This window comes from Mesorhizobium sp. M0145, assembly GCF_040322355.1.
Taxonomy (GTDB): Bacteria; Pseudomonadota; Alphaproteobacteria; order Rhizobiales; family Rhizobiaceae; genus Mesorhizobium.
Window position 1 is genome coordinate 81,778 of the sequence record NZ_JAMYTK010000016.1, and the last position, 25,625, is coordinate 107,402.

21 protein-coding genes and 1 tRNA gene are annotated in these 25,625 nt (G+C 62.2%); 10 read left to right on the forward strand and 12 right to left on the reverse strand.

The genetic code is table 11. From position 1 onward, the window contains the following. The first annotated feature begins 475 nt into the window (after positions 1 to 475). Positions 476 to 940 (forward strand): L,D-transpeptidase, encoded by a 465-nt coding sequence (locus NKJ28_RS21880; RefSeq protein ID WP_352569490.1) that lies wholly within the window; start codon positions 476 to 478, stop codon positions 938 to 940. A 43-nt stretch (positions 941 to 983) separates the two neighbouring features. Here NKJ28_RS21880 and NKJ28_RS21885 read toward each other — a convergent pair whose 3' ends face one another. Both NKJ28_RS21885 and NKJ28_RS21890 read right to left on the reverse strand, forming a co-directional pair. Next, positions 984 to 4,070, reverse strand: coding sequence for an efflux RND transporter permease subunit (locus NKJ28_RS21885; RefSeq protein WP_352569488.1), 3,087 nt, complete (start codon positions 4,068 to 4,070; stop codon positions 984 to 986). Continuing rightward, positions 4,067 to 5,344: an efflux RND transporter periplasmic adaptor subunit gene (locus NKJ28_RS21890; RefSeq protein WP_502897348.1), complete on the reverse strand. Its 1,278-nt coding sequence runs from the start codon at positions 5,342 to 5,344 to the stop codon at positions 4,067 to 4,069. Before NKJ28_RS21890 ends, NKJ28_RS21885 begins: the two co-directional genes overlap by 4 nt. A gap of 150 nt (positions 5,345 to 5,494) precedes the next feature. On the opposite strand from NKJ28_RS21890, the gene NKJ28_RS21895 reads away from it, so the two are divergent. The 5 genes from NKJ28_RS21895 to NKJ28_RS21915 all read left to right on the forward strand — a co-directional run bounded on the left by NKJ28_RS21895 (position 5,495) and on the right by NKJ28_RS21915 (position 10,124). Next, the gene (locus NKJ28_RS21895; RefSeq protein WP_352636925.1) at positions 5,495 to 6,031 is read left to right on the forward strand and encodes a TetR/AcrR family transcriptional regulator; all 537 of its coding nucleotides are present in this window, start codon (positions 5,495 to 5,497) and stop codon (positions 6,029 to 6,031) included. Between the two features lie 144 nt (positions 6,032 to 6,175). Continuing rightward, complete coding sequence (locus NKJ28_RS21900; RefSeq protein WP_352636926.1) at positions 6,176 to 7,780, forward strand: inorganic phosphate transporter; 1,605 nt, start codon at positions 6,176 to 6,178, stop codon at positions 7,778 to 7,780. A gap of 86 nt (positions 7,781 to 7,866) precedes the next feature. Next, entirely contained in the window at positions 7,867 to 8,892 is a 1,026-nt protein-coding gene (locus NKJ28_RS21905) for a transporter (protein ID WP_352594108.1), read from the forward strand. A 166-nt stretch (positions 8,893 to 9,058) separates the two neighbouring features. Then, complete coding sequence (locus NKJ28_RS21910) at positions 9,059 to 9,703, forward strand: carbonic anhydrase (protein ID WP_352636927.1); 645 nt, start codon at positions 9,059 to 9,061, stop codon at positions 9,701 to 9,703. A 10-nt stretch (positions 9,704 to 9,713) separates the two neighbouring features. Beyond that, positions 9,714 to 10,124 (forward strand): nuclear transport factor 2 family protein, encoded by a 411-nt coding sequence (locus NKJ28_RS21915; RefSeq protein WP_352636928.1) that lies wholly within the window; start codon positions 9,714 to 9,716, stop codon positions 10,122 to 10,124. A 116-nt stretch (positions 10,125 to 10,240) separates the two neighbouring features. On the opposite strand, the gene NKJ28_RS21920 is transcribed toward NKJ28_RS21915, so the two are convergent. Next, positions 10,241 to 10,669: a hypothetical protein gene (locus tag NKJ28_RS21920; RefSeq protein ID WP_352636929.1), complete on the reverse strand. Its 429-nt coding sequence runs from the start codon at positions 10,667 to 10,669 to the stop codon at positions 10,241 to 10,243. Positions 10,670 to 10,891: 222 nt separating this feature from the next. Here NKJ28_RS21920 and NKJ28_RS21925 point away from each other — a divergent pair, with 222 nt between their 5' ends. After that, positions 10,892 to 12,946 carry a M3 family metallopeptidase gene (locus NKJ28_RS21925; protein WP_352636962.1) on the forward strand — a complete coding sequence of 685 codons (2,055 nt, stop codon included), beginning with the start codon at positions 10,892 to 10,894 and terminating at the stop codon, positions 12,944 to 12,946. A gap of 381 nt (positions 12,947 to 13,327) precedes the next feature. Here NKJ28_RS21925 and NKJ28_RS21930 read toward each other — a convergent pair whose 3' ends face one another. From NKJ28_RS21930 to NKJ28_RS21945, 4 genes are all read right to left on the reverse strand, one after another. Then, positions 13,328 to 14,665 carry an LGFP repeat-containing protein gene (locus NKJ28_RS21930; protein WP_352636930.1) on the reverse strand — a complete coding sequence of 446 codons (1,338 nt, stop codon included), beginning with the start codon at positions 14,663 to 14,665 and terminating at the stop codon, positions 13,328 to 13,330. A gap of 221 nt (positions 14,666 to 14,886) precedes the next feature. Further along, positions 14,887 to 18,099, reverse strand: a complete 3,213-nt coding sequence (locus tag NKJ28_RS21935; RefSeq protein WP_352636931.1) for an AfsR/SARP family transcriptional regulator — start codon at positions 18,097 to 18,099, stop codon at positions 14,887 to 14,889. Between the two features lie 120 nt (positions 18,100 to 18,219). Further along, on the reverse strand, positions 18,220 to 18,678 hold the full coding sequence (locus NKJ28_RS21940; RefSeq protein WP_352636932.1) for a hypothetical protein: 459 nt from the start codon (positions 18,676 to 18,678) through the stop codon (positions 18,220 to 18,222). Between the two features lie 238 nt (positions 18,679 to 18,916). Beyond that, a tRNA-Ala gene (locus NKJ28_RS21945) sits at positions 18,917 to 18,992 on the reverse strand. A gap of 166 nt (positions 18,993 to 19,158) precedes the next feature. On the opposite strand from NKJ28_RS21945, the gene NKJ28_RS21950 reads away from it, so the two are divergent. The 3 genes from NKJ28_RS21950 to NKJ28_RS21960 all read left to right on the forward strand — a co-directional run bounded on the left by NKJ28_RS21950 (position 19,159) and on the right by NKJ28_RS21960 (position 20,793). Further along, positions 19,159 to 19,461 (forward strand): YggT family protein, encoded by a 303-nt coding sequence (locus NKJ28_RS21950; RefSeq protein ID WP_292657287.1) that lies wholly within the window; start codon positions 19,159 to 19,161, stop codon positions 19,459 to 19,461. Beyond that, positions 19,458 to 19,790, forward strand: a complete 333-nt coding sequence (locus NKJ28_RS21955; protein ID WP_352636933.1) for a DUF167 family protein — start codon at positions 19,458 to 19,460, stop codon at positions 19,788 to 19,790. The genes NKJ28_RS21950 and NKJ28_RS21955 overlap by 4 nt, the downstream gene beginning before the upstream one ends. A 247-nt stretch (positions 19,791 to 20,037) precedes the next feature. After that, on the forward strand, positions 20,038 to 20,793 hold the full coding sequence (locus tag NKJ28_RS21960; protein WP_352636934.1) for a haloacid dehalogenase type II: 756 nt from the start codon (positions 20,038 to 20,040) through the stop codon (positions 20,791 to 20,793). 16 nt (positions 20,794 to 20,809) lie between these two features. Here the strand turns inward: NKJ28_RS21960 and NKJ28_RS21965 are convergent, their stop codons facing one another. From NKJ28_RS21965 to NKJ28_RS21985, 5 genes are read right to left on the reverse strand one after another with little or no spacing between them, the layout of a single operon-like run. Further along, positions 20,810 to 21,778 carry an ABC transporter ATP-binding protein gene (locus NKJ28_RS21965; protein ID WP_352636935.1) on the reverse strand — a complete coding sequence of 323 codons (969 nt, stop codon included), beginning with the start codon at positions 21,776 to 21,778 and terminating at the stop codon, positions 20,810 to 20,812. After that, complete coding sequence (locus NKJ28_RS21970) at positions 21,778 to 22,788, reverse strand: ABC transporter ATP-binding protein (protein ID WP_352636963.1); 1,011 nt, start codon at positions 22,786 to 22,788, stop codon at positions 21,778 to 21,780. Before NKJ28_RS21970 ends, NKJ28_RS21965 begins: the two co-directional genes overlap by 1 nt. Beyond that, the gene (locus NKJ28_RS21975) at positions 22,785 to 23,702 is read right to left on the reverse strand and encodes a dihydrodipicolinate synthase family protein (RefSeq protein WP_352636936.1); all 918 of its coding nucleotides are present in this window, start codon (positions 23,700 to 23,702) and stop codon (positions 22,785 to 22,787) included. The genes NKJ28_RS21970 and NKJ28_RS21975 overlap by 4 nt, the downstream gene beginning before the upstream one ends. 18 nt (positions 23,703 to 23,720) lie before the next feature. Further along, complete coding sequence (locus NKJ28_RS21980) at positions 23,721 to 24,626, reverse strand: ABC transporter permease (protein ID WP_502897626.1); 906 nt, start codon at positions 24,624 to 24,626, stop codon at positions 23,721 to 23,723. Further along, positions 24,623 to 25,582: an ABC transporter permease gene (locus NKJ28_RS21985; RefSeq protein WP_023678169.1), complete on the reverse strand. Its 960-nt coding sequence runs from the start codon at positions 25,580 to 25,582 to the stop codon at positions 24,623 to 24,625. The genes NKJ28_RS21980 and NKJ28_RS21985 overlap by 4 nt, the downstream gene beginning before the upstream one ends. Positions 25,583 to 25,625 lie beyond the last annotated feature (43 nt).

Below are 25,625 nucleotides of genomic sequence, written 5' to 3' on the forward strand. Positions count from 1 at the left end.
AAGTTGCCGGAGGCGCCGCGCATCCTCAACGGCCCTAAGCCGCCCCCGCCAGAGGGGCTTGAGCCGGTCGACGCGCAGGCTGGAAACTGTCCAGACCAATCCAGACCGTAGCGAAAACAGTGTTGGCTTCCGATCGTTCGTTGCCGGCTGTTTTCGTTAGGTCAACTTTGCCTGTTCGCTGTATCCGGATCATGCCGCCGAGGCTGCGCTTTGTTGCAGCTCGGTTTCGGAGTCAGGTGAATTCCTATCAAACGAAAGGCAATCGCGTATTCGCGCCGCGGTTTGGCCGATCCGCCTAGGCAAACACGCCACCGTCATGACGACGTCGTGCAACTGCAAGCTGCTTTGCACGGACCTTTTCTGTTAACCAGGGGAAACAGAATCGAAACACAAACGAGCACGTAGCGAAATCGGCTTGAAACATGACGCCCCATCGAATTGAGCCGGCCCCGACCGGCAGAATAGGGGAGACATCATGTACACTGCCATTTCCGCCAAGCTCATCAACATCGCCGCCGCCCTCATCACCGGTACTGCCTTGCTTGTCAGTGCCGGCAACGGCGCAGCCCACGCCGCCGCCAACAAGATCGTCGCGCGTGTGTCGCTATCGCAGCAGACCATGGAAATCCTGGTCGACGGCCGGCCGACATTCGCCTGGAAGGTCTCGACCGGCGACAGGACGCACGTCACGCCGACCGGTTCGTTCAAGCCGACCCGCATGCATGAAATTTGGTATTCGAAGAAATACGACAACGCCCCGATGCCGCATTCGGTGTTCTTCAGCGGCGGCTACGCCGTACATGCGACAAGCGCCATCAAGCGCCTCGGCCAGCCAGCCTCGCATGGCTGCGTGCGTCTGCATCCGGACAACGCCGCCGATTTCTACCAGCTCGTCGAGGTCTTCGGCCCGGCCAACACCAGCATCGTCATCGTCAAGTGAGCGATGCTTCTCGTCGCTCCCAGGGGCCGGAAATTAGCGCAGTCTAATCCGGCATTACCGGCATCAGCTTCGGATCCGGCTTTTCGGCGTGATGCGGCAGGTCCTTGCTGGCGATAAAGGTGTAGAACATCGGCACCACGAACAGCGTGAACATGGTTCCGACCAGGATGCCGGTGAAGATCACCAAGCCCATCGAATAGCGTGCCGCCGCACCGGCGCCGCTGGAGATGATCAGCGGCACCACGCCGAGCGCCATCGCCGCCGTCGTCATCAGGATCGGCCGTAGCCGCACCTTGGCCGAGGCGATGATCGCATCACGCCGCCGCATGCCGTGCATTTCACGCTGCTGGTTGGCGAACTCGACCAGAAGGATGCCGTGCTTGGTGATCAGGCCGATCAGCGTGATCAAGCCGACCTGGGTGTAGATGTTGAGCGTGCCGAGCCCAATATTAAGCGGCACGATCGCGCCGAAGATCGACAGCGGCACCGCCATCATGATGATCAGCGGATCGCGGAAACTTTCGAATTGCGCCGCCAGCACCAGATAGATGACGAGCACCGCCGCCGCAAAGGCGATGATGATCGTGTAGCCCTGTTCCTTCTCCTGCCGCGATTGACCGGTATAGTCGATGAAGAAGGTGTCGGGCAGGCTTTGCTTGGCAATGTCCTCGATCGCCTGTAGCCCATCCCCGGTGGTGATGCCGGGCCGCGGCAAGGCAGAGATCGTCGCCGAGTTGAGCTGGTTGAACTGCTCGATGGCGGCCGGCGACGCGTTGGTCGAGATCTTCACCACCGCCGAGAGCGGCACCATCTCGCCCGATACGCTGCGCACGAAATACTCGCCCAGTTTTTCGGGATTGTCGCGGAATTGCTGCGGCACCTGCGGAATGATGTCGTAGCTATTGGATTCGCGGTCGAATTGCGCCACTTCGGCGCCACCGACCAGGAGCGTCAGCGTCCGGCCGATGTCGGCTATCGGCAGGTTGAGCGCGGCGGCGCGATCGCGGTCAATCGTCACTGTCACTTGCGGCGCGTCGAAGGTCATCGAATTCTGCACGACGATGAAGCGGCCGGAGGCCTGCGCCTTGTTCTTGATGTCTTCGGCCGCCTCGTACACCTGCGAGGCGTCGCCGGTCGAGCGCACGACCATCGTTATCGGCAGGCCGCCGCCGGAGCCGGGCAGCGTCGGCGGCGCGAAGACGAAAGCTTCGACGCCCGCCACCTTGCTCAGGCGGGCCGTAATGTCTTGCTGGATTTCCTTCGAGTTGCGCGTGCGGTCAGCCCAGTCCTTGAACGCAAAGCCGACGAAAGCGCTGTTCGTCTGGCCACCACCGAAGGCGACCGCGGAGAACTGTGCCCGCGTCTCAGGCAGATCCTTGACCAGGCCGAGTATCTGATTGACGTAGGTTTCGGTATAGTCCGACGTCGCGTACCGCGGCGCGGTCACCAGCGAAAGCAGGAAACCCTGGTCCTCTTCCGGCGCCAGTTCGCTCGCGGTCTTGGTGAACATGAAACCGGTCGTGGCGACCAGCGCGAGGACGATCATCAGCGTCACCGGGCGATAGTTCAACGAACCGGTGACGAGCCGCTCATAGATGTGTTCGACGCGCCCGAACGTATTGTCGACAATGCGCTGGAAGCGGCTGTGCGAGCCGGACCTCAGGATACGTGCCGACATCATCGGTGTGATGGTGAGGGCGACGACACCCGAAAGCACCACCGAGCCGGCAAGCGTCACCGCGAATTCGCGAAATAGTGCGCCTGTCAGGCCGCCGGTGAAGGCCAGCGGCGCGAACACGGCGGCCAATGTTATCGTCATGGCGACGACGGCGGACGAGATCTCGCGCATGCCGTTGAACGCCGCCTGCATCGGCGACAAGCCGTCTTCCTCCATATGGCGGTGGATGTTTTCCACCACCACGATGGCATCGTCGACGACAAGTCCGATCGCCAGCACCATGGCCAGCAACGACAAAAGATTGATCGAATAGCCCACTGAAAACAGCAGGAAACAGACGCCGATCAGCGACAGCGGAATGGTCACGATCGGCATCAGCACCGAGCGGAACGAGCCGAGGAAGAGCAGGATGACGACGATGACGATGGCGACCGCCTCGCCGATGGTCTTGAATACCTCCTCGATCGACGCGCTGATCTGCTCGGTTGAGTCGTAGACGATCTCCATCGTCATGCCGAGCGGCAGCGTCTCCTGAATGGTCGGCACAATCTTGTGGATTGCCGCCGCGGTGGTCAGCGGATTGGCGGCCGGCGTCGGAAAGATAGCGAGAAAGATGCCGGGCTTGCCGTTGAAGCTGACCCTGGTGTCGGTGTTCGCCGCGGCGAGTTCGACGCGGGCCACGTCGCGCAGTCTCACCACATTGCCGTCTTTCGAGCGGAGCGGAAGGGCAGCGAAAGCCTCCGGGGTCTGCAGCGTCGAGCGAACGGTGATCGAGGAAACCACATATTCGTTTTCGGTGTCGCCGGGCGCGGAAAGGAAATTCGATTCGTTGATGGCGGCCAGCACTTCCGCCGCCGTCACGCCGCGCGCCGCCAGTTTGATCGGGTCGATCCAGACCCGCATCGAATATTCGGCTGCGCCGAAGATCTGCACGTCGGCGACGCCTTCGACCGTCGAGATACGCGGCCGCACGACGCGCTCGATATATTCGGTGAGCTGTTCCGGCGTCATGTTCGGGTTCTGCATCGAGATGTACATCATCGCGAACTGCTGGCCGGTGCCCTTGACGATCACCGGGTCCTTGGTTTCGTCCGGCAGATCGCCGCGAACGCTCTGCACCTTCGACAAGACTTCGTTCAGCGCGACGTCGGGGTCGGAGCCGAGTTTCATCTGCACTGTCACGGTGCTGGATGACGGCCGGCTCGCCGACGTGACATAGTCGATGTTTTCGGTCGACGCGACGGCACGCGCGATCGGCGCGGAAATGAACCCCTGGATCAGGTCGGCGCTGGCGCCGGGATAGGCAGTGGTGATGGTGATGGCCGTTTCTTCAACCTCTGGATACTGCCGGATCGAAAGGTTGAAGATGCCCTGAAAACCCAGAAGCAGGATCATGCAGGCAAGCACGGTCGAAAGGACCGGGCGGCGGATGAAGAGGTCGGAAAAGCTCATTGCTGGGCTGCCTGCTGGTTCCCTGGCTTGCTCGGATCGATCGTGTTGTCGACGGCAACGGACATTCCGTTGGAGAGCCGGTTCTGGCCGGCGGTAACGACTTCGTCGCCTGGCGCGATGCCCTCCAGAATCTCGACCAGGCCGGCGTTGCGGCGGCCTGGCTTGACGAACACCTGGGCTAGCACGAGCTGCGGCTTCTGTTCTTCCGCTGCCGGCTTGGCTTCCTCTGCCGGTTTGGCTGGGGTAGCAGCCGACTTTTCGTCGGGTTTTGCCGCGGGTGCTTCGGCTGCGGGCTTGGCAGCATCTGCAGCCGGCTTTTCTTCCGGCTTTGCCTCGGGCGCCGCGCCGTTGGCTTCGGCGGATTTGGCCGGGCGCACTACGAAGACGAAGTCGCCGTACAGACTGGAGGTCAGCGCCGTCTGCGGCAGCGCCAGCACGTCGTTCTCCTCGGGCAGTTCGACGCGCACCTGGACGAACTGGCCGGGCGTCAGCTTGCCTTCGGGATTGCCGACCTCCGCCCTTACCGTCACCAGCCGGCTGGTCGGGTCGATCTTCGGATCGATACCGCGGATGCTGCCGGTGAACGGCATGTCGCCGCCGCCGACGCCCAACCGCACCGTCTGTCCGATCTTCAGCTGCGGAAGCTGCTGCTCCGGGACGGTGAAATCGACACGCATCGTGTCCATGTCCTGCAAGGTCACCACGGCGGTGCCGGGTGTGAGATACTGGCCAATGTCGATTTTCGGAATACCGACGGTACCCTTGAAAGGGGCCGTCAACTGCTTTTGGTCGAGCACCGCTTGCAGCTTGTTCACCTGCGCGGCGGAGACCGATGCTGCTGCCTGCGCTGTGTCGAGCGTAGCGTCGGTGCCGACCCCGCGCTTCTGCAGCTCAAGCGCGCGCATCAGCGTCGTCTGGTCGGAGGTGGCCTGCGCTTTCGATGCCACGAGGTCGGCCCGCTCGACTTCATCGTCGAGTTGCAGCAGCACGGCGTTGGCGGCGACCTTTTGATTGGCATGGAACAGGATGTCCTTGACGATGCCCGCGGTTTCGACGGTGAGGTCGACGCCCCGTACGGCACTGACAGTGCCGATCGCCTCGATGCCGGGCGTCCAGGACATCGGTTTGACGATGACCGTCGACACGGTCGCGGCCGGCGGCTTCATGGTGGCGAAGAACTGTTTGATCGCATTGTCGCGAAACAGGTTGAAGCCGACGATGCCGCCGCACACCAGCACGAGCAGAATGAAGGCGATGATGAAGCGCTTGATCACGAACAGTCCCCTCGGCCACGGCCCAGCATAACGGTCGGACGACCGGAACACATACCTGTGACTGGTCCCAATTTCAAATGACGGCGATCTTACTGTACCGTCTGGACGGTCTTGTCAATTCCGCCTAAGCTAATGAATGGGGAACCCTTGATGAAAGTCCGCAGAGCAAATTCGCGCGAGAAGATTCTCGCCGCCGCCGCCGCCGTGGCGCGCGAGACGGGTCCTGGCAGCCTGTCGCTGGATGCGGTCGCCAGCCGTGCCGGCGTGTCGAAGGGTGGTCTTCTCTACAATTTCCCGACCAAGGCGAAATTGATGCAGGCGCTGGTAGAGGATTACCTGCGCGCCTTCGAGCAGGCCCTGGAGTCCGCCCGCACGGCCGGCGTCAACGGCGAAAGCCCGCTTGCAACTTATATCAAGCTGTCGGCCGAGCATGCCGAGGAATCGAAACCGTCGGCATCCTGGATATTTTCGGCGATTGCCGAGGATCCCGATTTCCTGACCCCGATAAAATCGTTCAGGCGGCAGCTGTTCGAGCGGCTGAAGCAGGAAACGCCGAACCTCAAGGCGCTGCTGGTCTGCTATCTCGCCATCGAAGGGCTTCGCAGCATGAACCTGTTCGGTTCGGACATTCTCTCCGCCGAAGAGCGCCGGCTGCTGATATCGACCCTGCTGGAGATCGCGGAATAGTCTAGGAATGCGCTGGCCGGGTTCAACTGCCTCGGTCGCGTCGATCGCCCGTTGCGTCAACCCAAAGTGCCTGCCGTCACACAGGCTTCATCGTGCCGACATAGCGTCCTCCCATTCTTTGCTGCAACGCAGGAGGAGTGGGGTGTGGTCGATATTGTTTCAAGCGAGGCAGGAATTCCAAGGCCGGAGCATCCGCTTGACCGGCCAAACGACACCGGTAAATGGTTTCTGCCGGCCTTTGCCGTCATCATTCTGGGCGGCCTTGCCTATGTCGGCTACGCGCTCAGCCAGGACCTGACCAGCACCATCGCGGTGCCGTGGATCCTGCTTGGGCTGGCGCTGCTGATCGCGCTCGGCTTCGAATTCGTCAACGGTTTTCACGACACTGCCAATGCGGTGGCAACGGTGATCTACACGCATTCCATGCCGGCCGAGCTTGCAGTGATGTGGTCCGGCTTCTTCAATTTCCTCGGCGTGCTCACCGCCAGCGGAGCAGTCGCCTTCGGCATCATTTCGCTGTTGCCGGTCGAGTTGATCCTTCAGGTCGGATCGAGCGCGGGGCTGGCCATGGTCTTCGCGCTGCTGGTCGCGGCGATCATGTGGAATCTCGGAACCTGGTATCTCGGCCTGCCTGCCTCGAGCTCGCACACACTGATCGGTTCGATCATCGGCGTCGGTCTCGCCAACCAGTTCATGGCCCCGGCCGGCTCCGTCACCAGCGGCGTCGACTGGTCGCGGGCGTCCAATGTCGGCCTGTCGCTCCTGATCTCGCCGCTGGTCGGTTTTGGCCTGGCTGCACTGCTGCTTCTGGTGATGAAGCTGCTGGTCAGGAACCGCGAGCTCTACGAGGCGCCCAAGTCGAGCGCGCCGCCGCCGCTGTGGATTCGGGCGCTGCTTATTTTCACCTGCACCGGCGTCAGCTTTGCCCACGGCTCCAATGACGGGCAAAAGGGCATGGGCCTCATCATGCTCATCCTGATCGGCGTCGTGCCGACCGCCTTCGCGCTCAACCGCACACCGGACGTGAACTATCTCGAAGCTTACAAATCGGCGGCGACGCAAGTCGAAACGGTACTCGGCAAATACGTCAAGCCCGGCGTCGTCGTGACTGACGCGGCGACCGCGGTCGGCGACGCCGTTCGCACCAAGACCTGGAAGGACGAGACCACGCCTGCCCTGCAGAGCTTCATCCACGACACCAGCGCCATGTTGTCGCCCTATCCGTCCGTGGAAAAGCTGCCGACAACGCTGGTCAGCAACGCCCGCAACAACATCTATCTTATCGGTGAAGCGCTGAAGCTGATCGACAAGAAGAAGCTGCTGCCGATGGAGGCAGACGACCTGAAGGCGGTGACGACCTACCATAAGGCGGTCGACAACGCGACGAAGTTCATCCCGCTCTGGGTCAAGGTCGCCATCGCGCTGGCGCTCGGCCTCGGCACCATGGTCGGCTGGAAGCGCATCGTCGTCACCGTCGGCGAGAAGATCGGCAAAAGCCATTTGACCTACGGTCAGGGTGCGTCCGCCGAGCTTGTCGCGATGGCGACGATCGCATCGGCCGACTATCTCGGCCTGCCGGTCTCAACCACCCATGTGCTGTCCTCGGGCGTTGCCGGCACCATGGCGGCGAACGGCTCGGGCCTGCAATGGTCGACGGTGCGCAACATGCTGATGGCCTGGATACTGACCCTTCCGGTCTCCATCTGTCTTGCCTTCGTGTTGTTCGTCATCTTCCGCCAGGTGTTCTGAGCGGGGGCAGGGTTTGACCAGAATGTCGCGGCACCGGCCCCGGCGCCGCCCTGATCACCTGAACGTGCATCGTTTCGGCGGCGGCCATGAATGACGCATCGCATCTGACATTGCTTGCCGCGGACGACCAGCATCATGCTCCCGGGCTGGTCTGGGCCTATCATGCCGCTCCCGGCAAAGCTCCCGAACCGCTGGCGCCCCGAGACATAGAGGCCGCGCTGGCCTCAGCGGGCGGCTGGGTCTGGCTGCATGTCGACCTTGTCGACCGGCGCGCCCATTCCTGGGTCAGCCATGCCTGCGCGCTGCCGGCGTCGGCTCATGCAATCCTCGAAGGACATGAGGACAGCCTAGTGCTGGCGCATGAGAATGGCGTCGTCCACGGCATTTCGGCCGATCTGCATGGCGAGATCACCCATCAGTCGACGACCATCGGCAGATTGCATTTTGCGGTCTCGGAACGGCTGCTGGTCACCGGCCGCCGGCATCCGCTGGCGGCAGTGGAGGAAGTGCACACGGCCCTTGCCGCGGGGCTGCGGCCGGCCACGGCATTCGAGCTGTTCGAAATGCTAGTCATGGCTTTTTGCAAGACCACCAGCCTGCGGCTCGCCGCGGCAACGAAGCGGCTGGATGCAGTCGAGGATCATCTCGTGACCGAGCGGCTTGCCGACGAAAAACGGCAGCTGAAGGATGTGCGCCGCCTTGCCGTATCCCTGCATCGGCCGATCTCGGCCCTGGCAGCGCTTTTCCAGGACGAAGACCGTTCCGCCTGGAACCTTTCCGCCGGCGCACATGAAGTTCTGCGCCGGCTTGCTGCGCGCCTTGAACGGCTCGACCGCGAGGTCGTCATGATCAACGACCGGGCAAGGCTGCTGCAGGAGGAGCTTGCGGCTGAGCTTGCCGACGAATCGAACCGTAGCCTCAAGGCGCTGGCGGTGATGAGCGCGCTGCTTTTGCCAGGAACCCTGATCGTCGGCATTTTCGGCATGAACACAGGCGGACTGCCATTTGCCGAGAGTCCCAGCGGCTTCTTCCTGGCGATGCTGCTGGCGGTTGGCGCGACCGGCCTGTTCTACTGGCTCCTACTGCGCGCCGGCGCCAATCTGCGGTTCTGAGGCCGATTAATGGCGGCGTTCGTTCACCTGTGTCAAAATACGGGCTGCCACCTCGAAACCACGCCATCCCGCCTTCCGAAAATCGGTTCCGATTTTCAGGCCGATGCGCTAGAGCCTTTCGGGATTGAACCGTGCCTTTAACCCGGAAAGGCTCCCACCGCTGCCCATGCCCCATCTTCCCGAGCATCTTCTCACCGGCTACCGCAATTTCATGAATGGCCGCTATCTCACCGAGAGCGGGCGTTATCGCTCGCTGGCGCGAGAGGGCCAGGCACCGGAAACGATGATCGTCGCCTGCTGCGATTCCCGTGCCGCGCCCGAAGCGATCTTCGATGCCGGGCCGGGCGAGCTGTTCGTGCTGCGCAATGTCGGCAATCTAGTGCCGCCCTATGCGCCAGACGATCAGTTCCACTCGACATCGGCGGCGCTCGAATTTGCGGTGCAGAGCCTCAAGGTCAAGAACATCGTGGTGATGGGCCACGGCCGCTGCGGCGGCATCCGCGCAGCGCTCGACACCACGGCCGCCCCATTGTCGCCGGGCGATTTCATCGGCAAATGGATGAGCCTGATCGCGCCGGCGGCCGAGACCGTGTCGTCGAGCACCTTCATGACGGCGACCGAGCGCCAGACGGCGCTGGAGCGCATCTCGATCCGCTATTCCATTGCCAATCTGCGCACCTTTCCTTGCGTCTCGATCCTCGAAGGCAAGGGGCGGCTATCGCTGCACGGCGCCTGGTTCGACATCTCGACCGGCGAGCTTTGGGTGATGAACAAGGACACCGGCGATTTCGAGCGGCCGGAGATGGAGTAGGAGACAAGGCATGACGCGACTTCGGGACGCGTTCGCGGCTGCGGCACTGCTGTGCTCGGCAGATTTCGCCCGTGCCGACGATAGCGCGATCATCGATCGCTGGTATTCGGCACTGCTCGTCGCCGACCGCAGCGAATTGTCGGACCTGCTCGCCGACAACGTCCGCATCAAGCTCGACGACCTCGGCGTCGTGCAAAGCAAGCAGGAATTCATCGCCTCGATCGCCGAGTGGCAAGGCGCCGTCGCCGGGGCCGAAATCCGCCACCGGATCGAGAAATCGGAGAGCGGCGTCACCACTGTGATCGCCTGCTATGATTTTCCCAGCAACGACATGCTGATGCAGGAGACCTTTGCCGTCGCCAACGACCAGATCACCGCCAGTTCGCAGGCCGCAATCGCCGAAAACTGCGACGGCTACTGACGGAGTTTTCCGCCCAGGGCTTTTTTGGTGACGGGCGCTGGAATTGCCGCGTTATCTCGCGTCTAAAAAGCGCACTGTCATCGTAATTCCCGTAATTCCACCCAATATCGAAGTCTCTAAAACGATATAGACGACACGATTGCTCGGGCAACGTCCAATTCTTTCAGACAATCCGTGTCATTAGCCATACCGACGTATGTCATAAATACAACATCATTCCCATTCGACAAATACCAGGCAGATAGCAATTGATCCACGGCCTCTGACAATACGCCAACAGAGATTATACCTTCAGACTCGTTGTTTGTGATATGACCTACATCTATGGAATTATTTTGGCAAAACTGAATCATAAATGGTCTCAGAACGTTAAAGTCTACGGTTGGTTTTTCTCCGCTACGATACTTCGCAATAGAGAATTGAACCGCGCCGCCGCCGTCCGTTTCTTTGGCTAAGGTAGGTGGCGACCCCTCTGGAAGATCGCCGGTTATATCTACCCATCCGGCAGGTAGGTCGAACGTGAGGCCATAGAATTCTACTCTCATTAAGGTTCCTTTGGATCAGATGTCAGGATACGAGTGGAAGCCTCAGTCGAAGGAAAATGCAGGTTACAAGATAATAATCTTGGTACGCATAGAATTCGGCTCGAACGATACTCACGGCACCATGTGGGCACGCGTCGGCGTTAACCAGGCGTGCTGTTGCGCGCAACCGGCCGGCGCCTTACATCGGTGACGATCCGCCTCCTCCCGCCACTCAGCGAAAGTTTGCCCATGCCGTCCACCGTCGACCTCGCCGCCCATCCGCTGACCGCATGGCAAGGGCCGCTCGGCCTGCCCGATTTCACGCGCATCGGCGACGGCGATTTTTCTCCGGTCTTCGACGCGGCCCTCAAGGCGCATGAGGCCGAGATCGAGGCGATTGCCGGCAACACCGGGACACCGACGATCGAAAACACGCTTGCCTCGCTCGAGCTTGCCGGCGAGGCGCTCGACCATATCTCCTCGATCTTCTGGTGCCGCGCCGGCGCTCACACCAACGAGGCGATCCAGGCGCTGGAGCGCGACATCTCGCCAAAGATGTCGCGGCACTTCTCGGCAATCTCGATGAACGAACGCCTGTTCGCCCGCATCGACCACCTCTATCAGCACTGCGATGCTTTGAAGCTCGATGCCGAAACGCTGCGGGTGCTGGAAAAGACCTGGAAAAACTTCGTCCGCTCCGGCGCCAGGCTCGACGCCGAAGGCAAGAAGCGACTGGCCTCGATCAACGAGGAATTGTCGTCGCTCGGCACCAATTTCAGCCAGAACGTGCTTGCCGATGAGCGCGACTGGGCGTTGTTCCTCGACGAGGCCGACCTTGCCGGCCTGCCGGAGTTCCTGAAAAGCTCGATGGCGGGAGCCGCCGAGATGCGCGGCCAGAAGGGCCGCTACGCCGTCACTTTGTCGCGTTCAATCTACGAGCCGTTCTCGACCTTCTCAGAGCGCCGCGATCTACGCGAGACAGCGTTCCGCGCCTTCATCATGCGTGGTCAGAATGGCGGCGCCACCGACAACACGGACGTGGTGCGCGACATGCTGCGCCTGCGCGCCGAGAAGGCGAAGCTGCTCGGCTATGCTTCCTACGCCGCATTGAAGCTCGACGATACCATGGCCAAGACGCCGGAGGCGGTGCACGCGCTGCTCGATCCGGTCTGGGAAAAGGCGGTGGAAAAGGCCGCAAGCGACCAGGCCGAATTGCAGCGGCTGGCGGCCGAGGCCGGCAGCAACGAGAAATTCGCTGCCTGGGACTGGCGCTTCTATCAGGAGAAGCTGCGCGCAGAGAAATTTGCCTTCGACGAGGCCGAGCTGAAGCCGTACCTGCAGCTCGACCGCATCATCGACGCCTGTTTCGACGTGGCAACACGATTGTTCGGCATTTCTTTCGAAGAAAAGAAGGGCATTGCCATCTGGCATCCGGACGCACGTGTTTTCGTGGTGAAGAATGCCGACGGCAGCGAGCGCGGCCTGTTCCTCGCCGATTACTTCGCGCGGCCTTCGAAGCGCTCCGGCGCCTGGATGAGCGCGCTGAAATCCGGCTACAAGCTAGGCGATGGCTCCAAGCCGGTCATTTACAACATCATGAATTTCGCCAAGCCGCCGGCCGGCGAGGCCGCCTTGCTGTCGGTCGATGAGGCCAAGACCCTGTTCCACGAATTCGGTCATGCCCTGCACGGCATGCTGACCGACGTCGCCTGGCCGTCGGTCGCGGGCACCTCGGTCAGCCGCGATTTCGTCGAGCTGCCCTCGCAGCTCTACGAGCACTGGCTGACGGTGCCGGCGGTGCTGGAAAAACATGCGCTGCACGTCAAGACCGGCAAGCCGATGCCGAAGGCGCTGGTCGAGAAGATGCTGGCGGCGCGCACCTTCGGCGCCGGTTTCGCCACGGTCGAGTTCACCGCCTCGGCGTTGGTCGACATGGCCTATCACGCACACCCGGATGCGCCGGACCAGCCGCTTCGTTTCGAAGCCGAAACGCTCGAAAAGCTCAATATGCCCGACACCATCGCCATGCGTCACCGCACCCCGCATTTCGGCCATATCTTTGCCGGCGATGGCTATTCTGCCGGCTATTACTCCTACATGTGGTCGGAAGTGCTTGACGCCGATGCTTTCGCCGCCTTCGAGGAAACAGGCGATCCCTTCAACCCGGCGCTGGCCGAGCGGCTGCGCAAGAACATCTACGCCGCCGGCAGCTCGAAGGACCCCGAAGAACTTTACACCGCCTTCCGCGGCAAGATGCCTTCCCCGGAAGCGATGATGGCCAAGCGCGGACTGGTGTGATGCATGCCCGCTCTTGTCACCGTTCTCTTTCCATCCTGATTGATCTCGGCTGTCATGGCGGCGGGTTGCGCACCGCCTGATCCGGTTTCCGCCGATCCCGCTCGGCCCCGTTGGCCGGTCGCGTCGTTGAGGTGACTGCACTTAATGCGGTCTCCATCGTTCCGGCCGAAGGAGCCGCGTTCATGGCGGCACTACGGGCTGTGCGGGGTTAGGCAACGACAGCTTGCCCGCTATGCTGATCGGCCGCTGCCGCATCTGGACCGCGCCTTGCGACGACCGCTACGGAAATAAATCTCTCAGTCGCGAACGTCAGCCCCGCCAACGGAAGGCGGGGCTGGTAAGTTGATTGTCCCGGCAAGCTTTTTTGCCGGGGCGATTGGCCTAGGCAGGCACAAAGCCAAAATAGGCTTTGTAGGAAGCCCCCTCGCCGGAAATCAGGGGCGTTTCCACTTTGAACCCAATCCCGCTGAAGGTGGTATTGTTCGTGCGTGCCGCGAGCAACACCATCTGCTTTGCGGAGATGGTCACTGTCGCGCTCCCGATCCTGTCATCGCCCCAATCGAAGAGATCGCTGATGGCGCCGCCGATCGATGGCATCAAGGATCCCAGGGCGGGGCCGGCTATCGCGGCAATGATAGGTCCTGCCACCGGAATGAGGCCCAAAGCCAGCGTGCCCGCCGTATGGACGCCCATGACGATCTTCTGCACCTCGTCCTTGTATTTGTTGGGGTCGCCAAAATCGTTTTCCATCAGCACCGTGCCGATATTGATGCCGTAGGGCTTGCCTCGATAGATTTCCATAAGGTCGGGTCTCGTATCTCCGGCATCGACGTCGCCATAGACCTGGCTGCGCCTGGTGTCGGCGATCTGCGGCGTTGTCACGCTGACGATGACATAGGGTTCGTCCGCACTCGATCCCTGATCCCAGTCGGTTTCGCCGAAGCAATGGAGGCCGGTATAGTGGACGACGACATCTGGAAGGTCGATCGCGCCGGTGTCGGGCCACCAGTATATGCCGCCGTTTTCAAACAGATTGGCACGGCCACCATCGGCAAATTCGGTCTCGTCGGTCGTGGGATAGCCCAGATATGACTGTTCCCAGCCCAGGCTCTCCCACTTCTTGCGGATGTCACCGTACACCACGTTGGCTCCTGTGTTCGGTGTCCAGTAGATCGAGCCGGCATTGGCAAAATGGTTGTAGCGCCCGACGCCGTCGGGAGTTCCGGTTTCGTCGGTGACCGGATAGCCGAGAACCGAGCGCTCCCAGCCCATTGCTGCCCATTTGCCGCGAATTGCCCCCCAAATCGCTTGAGCACCGGTATTCGGTGTCCAGTAGATCGAAGCGGTATTGTTGTTGAAGTGATTGTATCGGCCGACGCCGTCGGGAGTTCCGCTTTCGTCGGTGCAGGGAATGCCCCACGCGAGACCGCCAAGCGCAATCCACTTCCTGTAGATTTCGCCATGGATCTCAAAGGCGTCGTGCATGGCATCGTTGTAACAAATGCATGAGCCGTTCTTGAGATACCAGGCTTTTCCAGTGTCCTTCCTGTCGATCTCGGCGAAGCCGGCGCCTCCAAGGGAGTTGTACTTTTGCTGTATGACAGCTTCGGGCGAGAGGAGCGACCAAGGCCCGATCCTGAGCTGGTCGGAAAGTCTTGTGGCTCCAGCGCGGATGGTGCCGGCACGCACTCTCGAAGTTGCTCTGGCAGTATACGGCATGACCTTTTCCTTCCTGTGAGTGTTGGTATCGGGGGCTTCAGGCCTCCGGTGATCGGTTTTGATCGACGGGCCGAGGTTCCCAGACCGCGACTTACGGACGGCTTACGGAGTTCCGAGCTGCGCCAGAGCAATTCCAGGAAAAGTGTGGAACGGTTTTCCGTCCGGAATTGCGCAAAAATAAAGAGATAGAGCGGTTCGGCGTTTCCGTGAAACGAACCGGTCTAGAGAAACGGGCGCACGAGCGAACGCAGCAAAGGCGAGGGCTCGTCGTCGCCGGTCGAAGCGAGCGCGCGTTCATAGCGCCGGTAATCCTCGATGGCGCCGGCATGGTCGTTCCTGGAGAGGCTCTCCTGGATGAGCGTGCCATGGAGTTTGGCCGATTCCGGGTAGAAATCGAGCGCACGCCGGCACGCCTGGCGTGCCCGATCCGCGTTGCCTTGGCTCTGCCAGTGTTTGGCGATCCGCACGGCAAGCTCCACAAACCCGTCCCGCACCCGGTCGGCCGCGGCGTTCGACCAGGCAGGCATCGGGCCATTCGAGAAAAGCGGGCCGACAAAGCCTTCCAGCAGCATTTTCTGCTCCTCGATTGCGCTGTCTCTTTGGCCCGACAGGACGCGTTTCAGCCGGTCTTCCCAATCCTGCAGATCGATCCAGACCTTGTCGGCAGCGAGCCGCAAACGGCCTTCTCTCAGCGTCACGAGTTCGCCTTGCCCGAGCAATTTGCGCAGACGATGCAGCGCCTGCTCCAAGGCCGCTTTGGCCTGGTCGCCGTCGAGGTCGGGCCAGAGCCAATCCTGCAGGGTTTCCACCGAACAGACCTGGTCCCTCGACAGGCAGATAATGCGCAATATGTCGAGCGCGCGGGTCGGTTTGGCACCGGGCGCGACCTCGGCGCCATCGATTTCGAGGCGGAAGCCTCCCATCAAGTGGATCCTGAGCGGCCAAGGCCACTGGGCGGGTCGGCCAGCGGGCGGGACCAGATATCGCGCCCGAACGACGCGGCGGCAGAGATCGATGTCGATCTTTCGCTCCAGCGCATCGGCGACCAGATCGGCCAATAGGTCCGGCAGGTTGAGCAGGATTGCGGAGGGGTTGACCTGGCGCAACGCCTCCATGAATTCAGCCAGACGACTGCCATAGGACGCGCCGCCGTTCCACTTCTGCTCCAGGGCCTGAGCGGCCAGAATGTTGAGTTCGACGCGCTGGCGAGGGCCGCCGCTCAGCCTTTCGACGATCTCCTGGAGTAGCGCAATGGCCTCCGCTGGACGCCGATCGGCCAGCAGGACCTGGTATTTGGTGACGTAATGCGGCCAGCGTTCGATCATCGGCTCATTCGCCCGCTCGATCGCATCCATGAAGGCATCGCAGTCGAGATAAGCCTTGACGAAGTCGCCGTTGCGCGTGTGCATCGCCGCGTGGCAGTCGGCGACTACAGCGACCTGGGTTGTGAACCTGCTGTCCGCGATCTCGCCCAGCCGGGAGACGAGCGCATTGAATTCCGAGAACCTGTTGTGAAGCTTCATCAGCAATTGAAGCTGATAGAGGGCGCTGAACTCGACGCCCCGTAAGGCGTGCTGCTCGCCTATCGCCGTTGCGCGTCGCAACGCATCCTCGGCCGAGGCATAGACAAAACCGCGCCGCGAATAGGGGAAGTAACGGCCGCTGGCCGAGCCAAAGGACACCAGCCACATGCCGAGCACCAGTGGCGGGATATCCGGATGTTCGAGATCGGCGGCAACGCTGTCCACGGCATTGGCAAAAATGTCGCGCTGCCCCGACGAGGTCGCGTAGTCGATGAGCGCTTCGCTTGCCAGCAGGCGCAACTCGACCGAATCCTCGATCGGCAGATGTGTCAGGCGCTGCTGGATATCATCCACGAGGCGCTTCGCGTCATGGGCGTCGAATTCGCCAGGTTCGGCGAAATCGACGGCCCGCAGGATGCCGAGCCTGACCATCATGAGTTCCTCCGGATCCAACTCCGGCAATCCCTTGGCAAGAACCTGTGAGGCTCGGCGCGTCCAATCCGCCAGCCCCTCATGCGTACGCCAGCTGGCGGTCTTGACTACGACCGCCCGCGCGACCGTCAGGCATTGGCCGCGCATGTCGGTGTTCTCGAATGCTTGCCATGCCTTGGAGAAGTGCGGTTCGGCCTTCGCATCGTCCGATGCGAAGGCGACGCCCAGCCAATAATGGACCCACCCGTCCATCTGGTCGGGGGGCAGCCTGTTGCACCATTCGACGAAGCTGGCCCTGCGCCCTTGCGAGAGAACGCCGTTAGCGCACTCCAGAATGAGCTGGCGTGCCAGCGGCCAGGCGCCCGCCTGCAACGCCAGCACGATTGCCGCGTCGGTTTTGTCTGCCTCGTGCAGGACCTTTGCTGCCTGCTCGCGCAGCCTGGAACGGTCCGCTTCCGTCACGCGCCGGTCCAGTAGGCCGGCAAGGTATTCGCGCAACAAGTCATGCAGCTGGAAGGCGGCGCCGCCCGGACCGTCGCGCGTGATCAGCAGCTGGCGATGCTGCAGCCGCACCAGCAGGCGAGCAGCCTGCGGCGAGCCCAGGAACGCATCGGCAAGCTCCGTGCTGATCTCCGGCAGAACGTTGAGCCTGATAAGCAGATCCTGGTCCTCCGGCGCGATGTCGCGCAGGAAATAACGTCCGACAATCTCCCGAAGGCCGGCGCCTCCGGCAAGGCCGGTCTGCGAAAGCGGGTAGTACATTCCGGCGTTGGCCAGCAGGAGAAGGCCCACCGCCCAGCCGCGCGCCTCCGAAATGTCGCCGACCTCGGACGGCGATTGCGAGCGGGCGGTGACGAGGTTGCGAGCCTCCGCAGGCGAAAACTCCAGCAGTGTTTGGTTGAGGACCGGCAACTGTCCCGACAGCACGAGGTCGGCGACATCGCCCTCGGGCAGCATCCGCGATGTGCAGATGCAGCGGACGGTGTTGGGGCGTTCGCGCAACAGGATCGCCAGCGTCCGGCGAAAGCCTGGCGCATCGGCACGATGCAGATCGTCGAGGACCAGGATCGTGCCCGGATCAAGCCGCGAGAAATAGGTGCGGAAGAACAGCCGCGCGAAATCGTCGGAATTGTCGGCATATTCCGGACCAAAAACCGGCATGCCGGCATGCCTGCCGTCGAGCGACAGCGTCAGATAGTGGAAAAGGCGCGCAACGTCCTGGTCCTCAGTGTCGACCCGATACCAGTTGTACGCCGATTCGCCTTGCTTCAGGCCGCCTTGTTCCAGCCCGCCGTGTTCCAGAAAGTCGATCACCGCGGTGGTCTTGCCGTATCCACCAGGCGCAGCCAGCCAGCATGCACCGCTGTCGAGGGCCTGCGAAAGCAGCGCCACTACGCGCGGACGGCTGACAATTCCCACTGGCCGGGGTGCCGAGAGCTTTGCTATCTCGCGCGGCGCGTCCCGGAAGGATTTATCCATTGTGAGGACTCTCGCAGCGCAGTCGCCTCGCGAAAACAGGTAATCGGTTCGCCCGCAACAACAAATCGCCGGCCGGCGTTGTGCTCGCCTGACGTGCCGTGCTCGCCGGCAAGGTCGCGGTTATCCCTTGTGCGACATGATATGCGAAACCCCGACACTCACGTCGGCGGTGTGTCTTGCCATCACTGCGTTCATTCGCATTGCAATCGTCGCATAGCCGTTTCGTTCGTGGTCGGTAACTTCCGAGGGCTTGAAGAGCCAAGGAAGGGGTGCAACCTGCGCGTCCGCGAAATTGGCCGGCAGGTTCGATGGCAAGGCCTTTTTCCCTAAAGGCAGCTCTAGCCCAAGGTCGCTAAATTCCTCCTCGAGACTGGCGTGCAGATGAGAAAGGACCACATAGATCGCCAGCTTTGATCTAGTCCTTTCTGTGTTGTTTTGATTGTACTCTTGAAGAACCTCATCGAACGATGGCGATACGTCGCTTTCCGCAGCGGTAGCTCGTGTTGCAACAGCACCGGCCAGGGCAGTCGCTGCCATTCCTGTAAGACCTACAAAATCACGCCTTGTCGCGCTGGTCATGGTGAATTCCCCTCGGTTTTGAAGACGGACCAAGTCTGGCAAGGACGAGGCGCAGTGGCAATAGGCCGCATACGCTACTGGTGTAGAGGGTCTTTACGTCGCCGATGTGAACCACCCGGCGATGACAGTGCCAAGCCGGCAGAGGCTCGCGATGCATTCGGTTGCTTCAGCTGAGGATAGCCATGGACTCCAAGCGGGTCTTCGGCATGCAACCAGGCAAGGGATTCTAAAAATCCGCTGGTGGAGCTGAGGAGGATCGAACTCCTGACCTCGTCATTGCGAACGACGCGCTCTCCCAGCTGAGCTACAGCCCCGTCCAGCGGATGGGGCTTTTATCGGCCGCTGCGGTTTCCTGTCAAGGCGGTGCGTGTCGTCGAAATGCCGCTCGGCCGTTTGTCTGGCTTCGCCATGCGGCGGAAGGCGGCTCTTGCCGCTTTCACCTACAGTGGCTACATGTCGGGCGTTCGCAAGGAGCAACCGATGATCGCAGTCTTTTATACGCTGCATGCCGCGATTAATATCTATTGGTACATTGTGATTGGTGCGGCTATCTTCTCGTGGCTTTACGCCTTCAACGTCGTCAACTCGCGCAACCAGCTTGTCGACTCTATCGGCAACATGCTTTATCGGCTGACCGAGCCGGCATTGCGGCCGATCCGCCGCGTCCTCCCGGACCTTGGCGGGATCGATATCTCGCCGATCATCCTGTTGCTTGCGCTGACATTTATCAGCGTGTTCCTAGACACGACCGTTCAGCCGATGTTCGGTATCGGATCGATGTGAGTCACGGGACGAACCGTTTCTTTCGACTTCGCGCCGACGGCATCGACCTGTTCGTCCGGCTGACGCCGAAAGCGGCGATGGACAGGCTGGAGGGCATCGAAACATCGGTGGATGGGCGAAGCTATCTAAAAGCCCGCGTCCGCGCCGTGCCGGAAAACGGAGCCGCCAATCGAGCGCTGGAAAGGCTGGTAGCTAAGGCGCTTGGCGTGCCGGCATCGGGCGTCTCGATCGCCGCCGGCGGCACAGCTCGGCTGAAGACGCTGCGCGTGCTTGGCGATCCCGCGGCGCTGGCGAAACGCATCGATACGCTGGGTACGCCTGCGCCATGATCTCGGCTCGCTCACTTACCCCGCAAAAAAAGGCCGGGCTGCAAAGCCCGGCCAGATGTGAAGGTCGAAAACCTTCAGAGGGGAACGCGCCGGATGAATGGGAGGAAACATCCGACGCGGATTGCATATGGGTTGGCGTCGATGACGTTTCAATGAGCCCGGGGGAACCACCTTCGCGATCAGGCTTTTAAACATTTCGACTATCTGATCAGCAGCTCGACGAGGTCGATCCGTCCTATCGCGACTGATGCGGCAGGACACCAACCGCAACCCGACCGGAAAGCTCAATATGACCGCCACTCGAGTCCTATTCTTCGATGTTCTGGGAACCGTCGTTGACTGGCGCAGCGGTATCACAAGGGAGGCCGGCGCCTTCCTCGCGCGAGTTGGTGCAGAGCAGGTCGATCCCGGTGAATTCGCCGACGCATGGGCGTCGCGCTATGACGCCTCGACCGAGGCGGTGCGGACGGGGCACCGGCCTTTCGTTTCACTTGACGTGATCAACAGGGAGAATCTGGACGCCACCCTCGTCCAGTTCGGGCTGGCCCCATCCGAGCTGCCGACCACCGAACTTGAGGAACTCAACCTCGCCTGGCACCGGCTGGAGCCGTGGCCCGATTCGCTGAAAGGCCTTGCGAGGCTAAAGGAACGCTTCATCATCGTGCCTTTGTCAGGGGCCAATACCCGGCTGTTGCTGGATATGGCCAAGCGCGCCGGCCTGCCTTGGGACACCGTCCTTGGCTCGGATGTGTTCGGCACCTACAAGCCTGCGCCGCAGGCTTATCTCCGCGCAGTGGAGATCCTGGAGGTGCGACCTGCGGAGGCCGTGTTAGTCGCCGCGCATAATGACGACCTGGCTGCGGCACGAAAATGCGGTATCGGAACCGCCTTTGTTGCTCGGCCAAAAGAGCATGGCCCGGCGCAGACGACCGATCTCTCGCCTCTTGAGAGCTGGGACTTTGTGGCCGACGACCTTGTCCATCTCGCCCAAGTTCTCCCGTAGGGCGAGGGCAAAAAACCTAAGCGATGTCGTCGCGGATGCAGGCCTTCAGATGGCCCTCGGCTGTCGCCCTCAGCGGCGGTACAGCCCCGGCGCAAGCTTCCAGCGCGAACGGGCAACGGGTTCGGAAAACGCAGCCCGACGGCGGGTTTGCCGGGCTTGGAATATCGCCCTTGAGCACCTGCCGGCCTTGCCTGGCCAGCGGATCGAGCGACGGAATGGCTGACAGCAGCGCGCGCGTGTAGGGATGCTGCGGCCGGGCATAAAGCTCGGCCGCCGGCGCAACCTCCATGATGCGCCCTAGATAGAGCACGATGACCGTGTCGCAGATGTACTCGACGACAGCCAGATCGTGCGAAATGAACAGCATGGTCAGCCCGAGCCGGAGCTGCAGGTCGCGCAACAGATTGATGATTTGCGCCTGGATCGAGACGTCGAGTGCCGAGACCGGCTCGTCGGCAACGATGAATTCCGGCTCGAGCGTCAGCGCCCGGGCGATGCCGATGCGCTGGCGCTGGCCGCCCGAAAATTCATGGGCGTAGCGGTCATAGGCGTCGACCGGCAACTCGACCGCGGCAAGTGCCGTCTCGGCCTTCGCCCGCCGCTCGGACTTCTTGCCGATGCCTTGAATGTTCAGGCCTTCGGTGAGGATCTGCCCTATCGTCATGCGCGGCGACAGGCTGGCGAAGGGATCCTGGAAAATATACTGCATCTTGCGGCGCTGGCGGCGCAACTGGGCGGCACCCAGCCTGGTGATGTCGGTGCCGTCATAGTTGATTTGGCCGGATGTCGGCTCGATCAGACGCAGCACCGAGCGGCCGATCGTCGTCTTGCCGGACCCGGATTCGCCGACCAGGCCGACCACCTGGCCACGCCTGACATCGAAGGAAATATCCTCTAACGCCCTTACGACGGGTCCGCGCGAGAACGCTGTCGGCGCAAAATGCTTGGTCAGGTTTTTGACCGAAAGGAAAGGGGCGTCGGCCATCAGAGCTCCTCCCAGCGCAGGCAGCGGCTTTGCTGGGTCGGCGTCGCCCCAAACAATGGCGGGACCGCGGCGCGGCAGGCAGCGATAGCCATCGGGCAACGCGGCGCGAAGGAACAGCCCTTGGGCAGCAAGGCGAGCGACGGAACATTTCCGGCAATGGTCGGCAGCGGCGTTCCCGCCGCCTTCAGCGCCGTGGCCTGGCCGAGCCGCGGCACCGAGCGCATCAACCCTGCCGTATAGGGATGACGCGGACGGGCGAACACTTCGCTCACCGGACCTGTTTCGACGATACGCCCGGCATACATCACCGCCACCCGGTCGGCGATTTCGGCGACGACGCCGAGATTGTGGGTGACGAACAGGATGCCCATGCCGCGCTGCACCTGCAGTTCGGCCAAAAGATCGAGAATCTGGGCCTGTATGGTGACGTCCAGCGCGGTCGTCGGCTCGTCGGCGATCAGCAAGCCCGGATCGCAGGACAGGGCCATGGCGATGGTAGCGCGCTGGCGCATCCCGCCCGAAAGTTCGTGCGGATATTGCCGCGCCCGCCGCTTCGGATCGGGAATGCCGACCTGTTCCAGCAGCCGCACCGCGTCTGCTTCTGCCTCGCGGTGCGATTTGCCGAGATGGATGCGGATCGGTTCGGCGATCTGCTCGCCGATCGTGTAGACCGGGTTGAGGCTGGTCATCGGCTCCTGGAACACCATGCCGATCTCATTGCCGCGTATCTTGCGCAGCGACTCGGCATCGAGGCTGGTCAGCTCGGTGACCGTGCCGTTCTTGCGCCGCAGCGCGATCGACCCCTCGGCGATATGTCCGACCCTCTTTGGCAACAGGCCGATGATCGACAGGCTGGTGACGGATTTGCCGGACCCGGATTCGCCGACGAGCGCCACCGTCTCGCCGGAGCCGATCGTCAGGTCGACGTCCCTTACCGCCGCGATGTCGCGCCCCGCAATGCGGAACACCGAGCGGAGGCCGGAAATCGAGAGGATCGGCGCGGCACTCAGCGGAGCAGCCCCACATCGCGAAGGATCATGTCGATCTTTGCGGTTTCCTCGTCGTTCAGGCTGCGCTGCGGCCGCGCCATGGTGTTCGAGGCGATGATGCCGAGGCTCTTCATCGCCGCCTTGAAGGCGCCGACGCCGGCCGAGCCGGCGCTGGTCCTGCCGAGCGAGATCCAGACGATCTCGAACAGTTTCAACAACCGCTCCTGCTCCAGGCGGGCTTCGGCATGCTGGCCCGCCTGCGTCAGCTTCCACAGCCTGACATAACCATGCGGGTCGACATTGGCGAGCCCCGGCACGACGCCATGCGCACCCATCGCCAGCACGCTATCGACCAGTATCTCGGAGCCGGTCATGCCGAAGAAGCCGGGGTCGTCGGCCATGTCCTTGAGCACGTAACGCAGATTGCCGTCATCGCCGCTGGAATCCTTGATGCCCGCAATGGCGCCTTCCCTGGCGAGGCCGACCGTGGTCTTGCGCTCCAGCTTGATGTGAACGCAGACCGGGATATCGTAGGCGATGACCGGAATGTCGATCGCATCCTTGATATAGCGGAAGTGGTCGCCGATCTCCGGCTGGCTGGTGCGGGTATAAAACGGCGCGGTGACGACGATGGCGTCGGCGCCGGCCGATCTGGCGATCCGGGCGTGGTTGATGACGCGGTCGGTAGTCGGGTCGATGACCCCAGCGAAGATCGGAACCCGGCCGTTATTGACCTTGACCGCGTGCTCGAGGATGGCCCTGCGGCCCGCCTCGTCGTGGAAGACCACCTCGCTGGTCGAGCCGAGCACGAACAGCCCGTGAACACCACCGTCGAGCAGGTTCTCGATAGTGCGGGTGAACGACGGGAAGTCGATGCTGAAATCGGCATTGAGCGGGGTGACGACAGGTGGCACGACGCCGGTAAACAGGGGCATTTTGATGAACCTTTGAGGTCAGTTGAGATCGGAGCGAGGGTCGAATGCGTCGCGCAGGCCGTCGCCGATGAAGTTGATGGCGAGCACGGTGAGCACCAGTGCGGCGCCCGGAAACATCCATTGCCAGGGGTAATTTTCAAGCACGACGGTGGAGCGGGCGAGATTGAGCATGTTGCCCCAGCTGGCTTCGGGCGGTGCGATGCCGAGGCCCAGGAAGGACAGGCCGGCCTCGAGCAGGATGGCGTTGGCGATCTGCAAGGTGGCGTAGACGACCAGGATATCGATGCAGTTGGGCAGGCCGTGCCGGAACAAGAGATGCGGCAGCCCTGCCCCCATGCCGCGGGCAGCGACGACAAAATCGCGCTCGCGCAGTTCGAGCAGCCGGGCGCGCACCATGCGCGACAGCACCGGCCAGGAGAGCAGCGAGATCACCAGGATGGTCGGGGCGATACCGGTGCCGGCGATCGAAGCCAGCACCAGCAGGAAGATCACCGGCGGCAGCGTCATCGCCAGGTCGACCAGGCGCATCACCGTGCCGTCGACAAGACGCCCGCCAAAGCTGGCGACGGCGCCGACCAGGAAGCCGATGACGGTCGATATGGCGACCGAGCAGACGGCGACCAGCAATGAGATCCGCCCGCCTTGCAGCAACCGGGCCATGACGTCGCGCCCGACGCCGTCGCTGCCCAGCCAATGAATGGCCGACGGCGCCTTGTTCATTGCTCGGAGGTCGATGGTGTTAGGACCGAACGGCCACCACAAAGGATAGGTCGAAACAGCCAGCAGGATCGGGATGACGATCAAAAGCCCGGCACGCGCCGCGCGGTTTTCAAAAAAGCGGTCGAACGCGCGGCGAAGCGGGCCTTTGGTTTGCGGCACGGCTGTCGGGTCGACCGTTGGGTCCGGCGCAGTGATTGCCATCATGCCACCTGAATGCGCGGGTCGACGACGGCATAGACGACGTCGGTCAAGAGGTTGACCAGGATGACGCAAACGCCGATCACCAGGGTAGCGCCCATGATCACCGGGTAATCGCGGGTGCCGACGGCGTTGACCAGAAGCAGTCCCATGCCCGGCCAGTTGAACACGCTTTCCAGGAAGATGGCGCCGCCGATGGCGATGCCGACAGTCGAGCCGATCAAGGTAATGACCGGCAAGAGCGCATTGCGGGTTGCATGCTTGATGATCACCCAGAACTCGCGCACGCCCTTGGCACGCGCCGTCCGCACGTAATCCTGGTTGAGCACTTCCAGCAGCGAGGCGCGCATGTAACGCATGATCAGCGCGGCATGGCCGACGGACAGCAGGCAGGCGGGCAGGACGAGGTGCGCAAGCACATCCGTCGCCGAGAACGGCGCACCCGCGGTCTGCATGCCGCCGGACGGCGCCCAGCGCAGCAGCACCGAGAAGAAATAGAGACCGAGCAGCGCTGTCAGAAAAGCCGGGCTGGAGATACCGATAAACGACAGCACCGACAGCGCGATGTCGGATGGTTCGTTACGGCGCACCGCGCTGAAAATGCCGGCGGAAATGCCGAGCACGATGGCGATCGCCAGGCCCGTACCCATCAGCAGCGCCGTCGGGCCGATGCGTTCCATGACCAGTGGCAGCACGGCAACGCCGCTGCGCTGAATCGAATAGCCGAAGTCACCGCTCAGCGCCGCGCGCAGCCAGGCGAGATATTGCACGGGAAGCGGCCGATCGAGCCCGAGCCGTTCGCGCAGGCCCTCGAGGTCGGAAGCCGACATGGGGACCGATGGGTTGATATAGGCGTCGATCGGATCGCCCGGCGCCAGCCGCAACAGGATGAAGATGAGGACGCTGAGCGCGACCAGCATCAGCAATCCTGTGGCGCTGCGGCGGGCGATGAAGCTCAACATGGGCTTTCCGTGGCGGTGGCAGGCGGCGCCAAAGTGGTCCCGC

Excerpts from the sequence above, each read along its gene's own strand:
- NKJ28_RS21880 (WP_352569490.1), top strand. The coding sequence starts at position 476 with ATGTACACTGCCATTTCCGCCAAGCTCATCAACATCGCCGCCGCCCTC.
- NKJ28_RS21885 (WP_352569488.1), bottom strand. The coding sequence starts at position 4,070 with ATGAGCTTTTCCGACCTCTTCATCCGCCGCCCGGTCCTTTCGACCGTG.
- NKJ28_RS21895 (WP_352636925.1), top strand. The coding sequence starts at position 5,495 with ATGAAAGTCCGCAGAGCAAATTCGCGCGAGAAGATTCTCGCCGCCGCC.
- NKJ28_RS21905 (WP_352594108.1), top strand. The coding sequence starts at position 7,867 with ATGAATGACGCATCGCATCTGACATTGCTTGCCGCGGACGACCAGCAT.
- NKJ28_RS21910 (WP_352636927.1), top strand. The coding sequence starts at position 9,059 with ATGCCCCATCTTCCCGAGCATCTTCTCACCGGCTACCGCAATTTCATG.
- NKJ28_RS21915 (WP_352636928.1), top strand. The coding sequence starts at position 9,714 with ATGACGCGACTTCGGGACGCGTTCGCGGCTGCGGCACTGCTGTGCTCG.
- NKJ28_RS21920 (WP_352636929.1), bottom strand. The coding sequence starts at position 10,669 with ATGAGAGTAGAATTCTATGGCCTCACGTTCGACCTACCTGCCGGATGG.
- NKJ28_RS21930 (WP_352636930.1), bottom strand. The coding sequence starts at position 14,665 with ATGCCGTATACTGCCAGAGCAACTTCGAGAGTGCGTGCCGGCACCATC.
- NKJ28_RS21935 (WP_352636931.1), bottom strand. The coding sequence starts at position 18,099 with ATGGATAAATCCTTCCGGGACGCGCCGCGCGAGATAGCAAAGCTCTCG.
- NKJ28_RS21940 (WP_352636932.1), bottom strand. The coding sequence starts at position 18,678 with ATGACCAGCGCGACAAGGCGTGATTTTGTAGGTCTTACAGGAATGGCA.
- NKJ28_RS21950 (WP_292657287.1), top strand. The coding sequence starts at position 19,159 with ATGATCGCAGTCTTTTATACGCTGCATGCCGCGATTAATATCTATTGG.
- NKJ28_RS21960 (WP_352636934.1), top strand. The coding sequence starts at position 20,038 with ATGCGGCAGGACACCAACCGCAACCCGACCGGAAAGCTCAATATGACC.
- NKJ28_RS21965 (WP_352636935.1), bottom strand. The coding sequence starts at position 21,778 with ATGGCCGACGCCCCTTTCCTTTCGGTCAAAAACCTGACCAAGCATTTT.
- NKJ28_RS21975 (WP_352636936.1), bottom strand. The coding sequence starts at position 23,702 with ATGCCCCTGTTTACCGGCGTCGTGCCACCTGTCGTCACCCCGCTCAAT.
- NKJ28_RS21980 (WP_502897626.1), bottom strand. The coding sequence starts at position 24,626 with ATGATGGCAATCACTGCGCCGGACCCAACGGTCGACCCGACAGCCGTG.
- NKJ28_RS21985 (WP_023678169.1), bottom strand. The coding sequence starts at position 25,582 with ATGTTGAGCTTCATCGCCCGCCGCAGCGCCACAGGATTGCTGATGCTG.